Origin of the sequence: Halomonas sp. 3D7M (assembly GCF_014897885.1) — a bacterium.
Taxonomy (GTDB): domain Bacteria; phylum Pseudomonadota; class Gammaproteobacteria; order Pseudomonadales; family Halomonadaceae; genus Vreelandella.
In genome coordinates this window covers 2536-7512 of record NZ_JABUZF010000069.1, presented here as the reverse complement: position 1 = coordinate 7512, position 4977 = coordinate 2536, and the positions used below count along the sequence as shown (strand labels likewise).

Below are 4977 nucleotides of genomic sequence, written 5' to 3'. Positions count from 1 at the left end.
GGTACTATGAGAAATCCAGGCTAGGGCATCGCGCAGCATTAACGCTATTTGGAGTTGCCTTACTGGGGGGAGTTGTCGCAACACTCTGGTTAGTTATCCAGAATCAACGAGAGTATCGCCAAGTGCTAATGGATTAGGCTGGCTGCGTGGTTCTTTAAGCAAATAGCTGACGAAACATTTAGTGGCGTTTTATATGCTGAGACTATTTAACAATAGTTGAAAGTTGCTGGCGTAGGGGCTTTGTTAGAGTCGGTGGGGTTAGGGAGTTTAAACCAGCTAAAACCCTGTAGCACAAAAACAGGTGTGGTTATTCCCGAAACAGTTCCGATAACAATACTGATAAAAACAACGCAGCAATGGAGCGCCACTTATGAGTGATACTAAGTTCGCCCAACAGGGTATGTCTTTTCGTGAAAGCGTCGAGCACATGGTGGATCACGCTATCGACATCATGGAGCTGGAAGAGGGCATTGGGAATGCTCTGAAGGTGTGCCAGAGCGTGGTGCAAGTATCGTTCCCGATTGATATCGATGGCAAGATTGAAATGTTTACTGGTTGGCGAGCCACCCACAGTGATCATCGACTGCCCTCAAAGGGGGGTATTCGTTTTGCGATGATGGTCGACCAGGACGAAGTTGAGGCCCTAGCGGCGCTGATGACTTATAAATGCGCGATTGTCGACGTACCGTTCGGTGGTTCAAAGGGTGGGCTGATCATTGATCCGAGCAAGTACACTCAAAAACAGCTGGAAGCCATTACACGGCGTTTTGCGCGCGAGCTGATCAATAAAGGGTATCTAAGCCCTGCCGCCAACGTGCCCGCCCCCGATATGGGCACTGGGCCGCGTGAAATGGGCTGGATGGTAGATACCTACCGCCAGATGTTTCCTAATGACATCAACTACATGGGCGCGTTAACCGGGAAACCGGTCGAGCATGGTGGCGTGCGAGGGCGCAATGAAGCGACCGGGCGCGGGGTGCAGTATGCGTTGCGCGAACTTTTCCGTCATCCAGAAGAAATCAAGCGTTGTGGCCTGTCGGGAGGCTTGGCTGGCAAACGAGTCGTGGTGCAGGGGTTAGGCAATGTGGGCTATCACGCCGCCCATTTTCTGCAAACCGAAGATGGCTGCTTGATTACTGCGATCATCGAACGTGATGGCGCCTTGGTTAACGACGATGGTTTAGATGTTAAGGCCGTGCGTGAGTATATTGCTGAGACCGGTGGCGTTAAGGGATACCCGGCGGCTGAATACCAAGAAGATGGCAGCAAAGCATTAGAGCGTGCCTGCGATATTCTTATACCAGCGGCATTAGAAGGCGTTATCAATGCCGGGAATGCACACCATATCCAAGCGCCGCTTATTGCTGAAGCTGCCAATGGCCCGGTTACCTATGAAGCAGATAAAATTCTTCAACAGCGGGGGATTGAGATTATCCCCGATGCGTACTGCAACGCTGGTGGCGTAGTGGTTTCCTACTTTGAGTGGATTCGTAACCTGAATCACGTTCGCTTTGGCAGGCTCGATAAACGTTTTCATGAAGCACGTGGTCAGCACATTATTAGGGCGATTGAAGAATCAACGGGCCATAAGGTGCCAGATCATCTGGCTGATGAGCTAGCCCGCGGCGCCGATGAGTTTGATCTAGTCCGTTCCGGTTTGGACGACACCATGCGTTTGGCGCTGCAAGAGATTATTCGCACCCGTAATGAAAACCCGAAAGTTAACGACTACCGCATGGCGGCTTATCTGATCGCCATCGAGAAAGTTGCCCGCCACTACCGCGATATCGGTGTTTAACAGAGGGTTATGTTTTTAAGCGGTTTATAACGGCAGTACTAGCATTCAAAGCGGCCCACAGGCCGCTTTTTAATGTGGTGGGATTAAGTGTGTTTCTTCACTAACTGCCCGCAGGAAGGCGCTGCCCAGCGATCATCTTCGGTGAAGACCACATCACAGACGACCGGTGAATAAATACGGCGTACTTCTTCATCAATTTGCTGGCGTAGGGCATCTTGATGGGCAAGCGTAGACTCATGCAGTGCTTTGGGTAGCACCACATGAACCATGATATATAGCAGGCGGCCAGGGCGTACCATGCGCACCCGCACTTCCTGGGTGTCGATATCCGCAAGCCCACGAGCAACCGCCTGACGCACAGGCTCGGCGATTGTTTCGTCGGGCGTTTTATTGAGCAGTTCTCGCAGTGCCTGGGAGGCCATACGCACCGGTACGCCAAGGCATAGCAACACCACGGCCATCACCAGAAGTGAATCGACATAAGGGACGATTTCCCGCCAGTCTAGGTGCTCAAATAGCATCACCAAGCAGAACGCTGCTAACACGGCAGCCGAGATAACACTGTTCACCAGCCAGTTAAGTTTGTCTGCAGCCACCAGCGGGCTACTAACGTGGCGCTGACTGCGGTGCATTACCCAAGCGGTGAGCGAGCAAGCGGCGGTGGCAAACAGTGCGTAGATAACCGCAAGCCCCGCTGAGATCTCCCGCCCACCTGTCAGTAACGCAGCGATGGCGTCCACCAACGCAAAGATGGAAACGCCTAATATCAATAAGCCTTTGCATAGATTTACCAATGACTCGAAGTAGCTGTAGCCAAATGGATAGGACTCGCTATCGGGTCGGCTGGCTAGCTTACTAACCTTGATGGTGACCAGCGCTACGCTAAAGTAGATAAGGTTAAATAACCCATCCAGCAAAATAGCCTGAGAGTTAGATGCCAGTGTCGCAGTGATACCTGCACACCCAATCAGCAGCGCCATAAAGGCAGAAAACGCTAAGGTACTGGATTCTGTTTTCACGAACGTTTGCTCCGATATTGCCTACCCAAGAGGCTGGCAAGCATAGCAATATCAGTGGTCGCAATGTCAGTGATTTGTTTATAGCGAAAAACGCCGCCTAATAGGCGACGTTTTTATTAACAGCTTGCCCTGAATAAGGCTGAAATTGATTCCTGAGTCAGGAATGCCAACTAAGTTAATGAAAATAGCGCTGGCATTTTTTGCGCTTCTTGTTGAATGTTGTCGTCGACCGGTGTGTTGTAAGTCTTGAGCAGATAGCCCAATACCGAATAAAACCCCACCATCGCAATTAGGTCGATAACGGCCTTGCGTCCGATAGCATCTGCGAGTTCTGCTTCTTGCTCGGGGGACAGCATCTTCTGGTCAAATAACGCATCCACAGCGTTGACGATAAGACCATCAACGCCTTCGGGGCGAGTTCTAATGGCGTCGATTCGTGCAGTGGAGAATCCTAGTGCGAGTGCCCGGCTAACGTGATGAGCCCACTCGTAACGTGACCCCATGCGCAGGCCCGCGCGTAGAATCACCACCTCGGTTAATTCTGGCCCTAAGGCATTTTCCTTAACAACATGCTGACGCAAAGGTGCCCAGGCGTTAAGCAAGGCCGGGTGGTGGGCCATGGTGCGATAGACATTAAGTGCGCCGGCGAAGTCTTCGCGTAATTCAGCGACTTCATTTGGCCAGTCGGCATCAGCAATAGGCGGGCAGGGAGATAGCGTCATCGGTGAGCTCCATTCAGATAGGGGACGTGCCATCACTCGGTGATGGCGGCGCTGATGGCGTCGGCAATACGCTCAATGATTAGGTCGACTTCATCCGGGGAAATAATATAAGGCGGTGCCAGCAAAATATGATCGCCGTGAATGCCATCAATGGTGCCGCCCATAGGATAGCTGATCAGTCCACGCGCCATGGCGTGTCGCTTAATCTTGGCGTGAATTTTTCGGCTCGGATCGAAAGGTGTTTTAGTGTCCCGGTCCGCCACCAGCTCGATACCGCGAAACAGCCCTCTTCCCCGGATGTCGCCGACATAAGGGGATGCACCGAGAATGTCTTCCAAACCGCTGTGTAATCTCGCGCCCATGGCGTTTACATTGGCGAGTGTCTCAGGGCGCGCAATGATTTCAACCACTTTGTTAGCGGTGGCCGCAGCAACAGGGTGACCGATGTAAGTATGCCCGTGCTGGAACAGGCCAGAACCGTTGGCAAAGCTATCGTAAATTTTATCGGACAGCATCACTGCGCCGATCGGCTGATAACCCCCGCCCAAACCTTTGGCTATCGTGACGATATCCGGTATGACGTCGTCTTGCTCGCAGGCGAAGACAGTGCCGGTGCGACCCATACCGCACATCACTTCGTCGAGGATCAGTAGTACGCCATATTTGTCGCAAACCGCACGCACACGTTTAAAGTAATCCGCGACAGAGGCGACGGCACCAAGGGTGGCGCCTACAACGGGTTCGGCAACGAACGCCATGACTTCTTCAGGGCCGAGTTCGAGAATTTTTGCTTCGAGTTCGTCGGCAAGCCGAATAGCGTAAGCCTCTGGTGATTCCTCGGCGCCTTTCTCGCGATAGGCGTAGCAGGGAGAGACATGATGAGTTTCTGGCAGGATGGGCTGAAACTGCTTACGCCGCATTGCATTGCCACCGGTTGCCAACGCACCAATCGTGTTGCCGTGGTAACTCTGACGCCTAGCAATGATATGTCTACGCTGGGGGGCGCCAATTTCTACGAAGTACTGCCGTGCCATCTTCAGCGCCGCTTCAACGGCCTCTGACCCGCCTGACACGAGATAGACATAATTCAATCCTTCAGGTGCCAAGTTAACGAGTTTTTCAGCAAGCGCTTCGGCAGCGTCGGTGGTGAAAAAGGAGGTGTGTGCGTAGCAGAGGTTATCAATTTGAGCGCGCATCGCAGCCAACACTTCCGGATGGGCGTGACCAACGCTGGTGACCGCAGCGCCTCCTGAGGCATCTAGGTATCGGCGCCCAGTGGTGTCTGTAATGTAGACGCCTTGAGCCGACGCGGCATGGGGGAGTGTTGGGCCGATACTGCGATGAAGAATACGAGTCATGGAAACGGTTCCTTAGGGTCACTTAGCGATGTGAGCACGCCATAAGGAGAAGATTGGCACAGTTTGGTCTATTATTGCAA

The 4977-nt window shown here is 52.7% G+C and carries 4 protein-coding genes; 1 reads left to right on the top strand and 3 read right to left on the bottom strand.

All coding sequences use genetic code 11. The features are described from left to right. Positions 1-370: 370 nt before the first annotated feature. A complete protein-coding gene (locus tag INT22_RS02405) occupies positions 371-1798 on the top strand; it encodes a Glu/Leu/Phe/Val family dehydrogenase (RefSeq protein WP_193067592.1) in 1428 nt (475 codons plus the stop codon). Between the two features lie 83 nt (positions 1799-1881). Here the strand turns inward: INT22_RS02405 and INT22_RS02400 are convergent, their stop codons facing one another. The 3 genes from INT22_RS02400 to INT22_RS02390 all read right to left on the bottom strand — a co-directional run bounded on the left by INT22_RS02400 (position 1882) and on the right by INT22_RS02390 (position 4897). Then, positions 1882-2817, bottom strand: coding sequence for a cation diffusion facilitator family transporter (locus tag INT22_RS02400; protein WP_193067591.1), 936 nt, complete (start codon positions 2815-2817; stop codon positions 1882-1884). A gap of 170 nt (positions 2818-2987) precedes the next feature. Next, entirely contained in the window at positions 2988-3539 is a 552-nt protein-coding gene (locus tag INT22_RS02395) for a carboxymuconolactone decarboxylase family protein (RefSeq protein ID WP_193067590.1), read from the bottom strand. A 32-nt stretch (positions 3540-3571) separates the two neighbouring features. After that, a complete protein-coding gene (locus INT22_RS02390; RefSeq protein WP_193067589.1) occupies positions 3572-4897 on the bottom strand; it encodes an aspartate aminotransferase family protein in 1326 nt (441 codons plus the stop codon). Positions 4898-4977 lie beyond the last annotated feature (80 nt).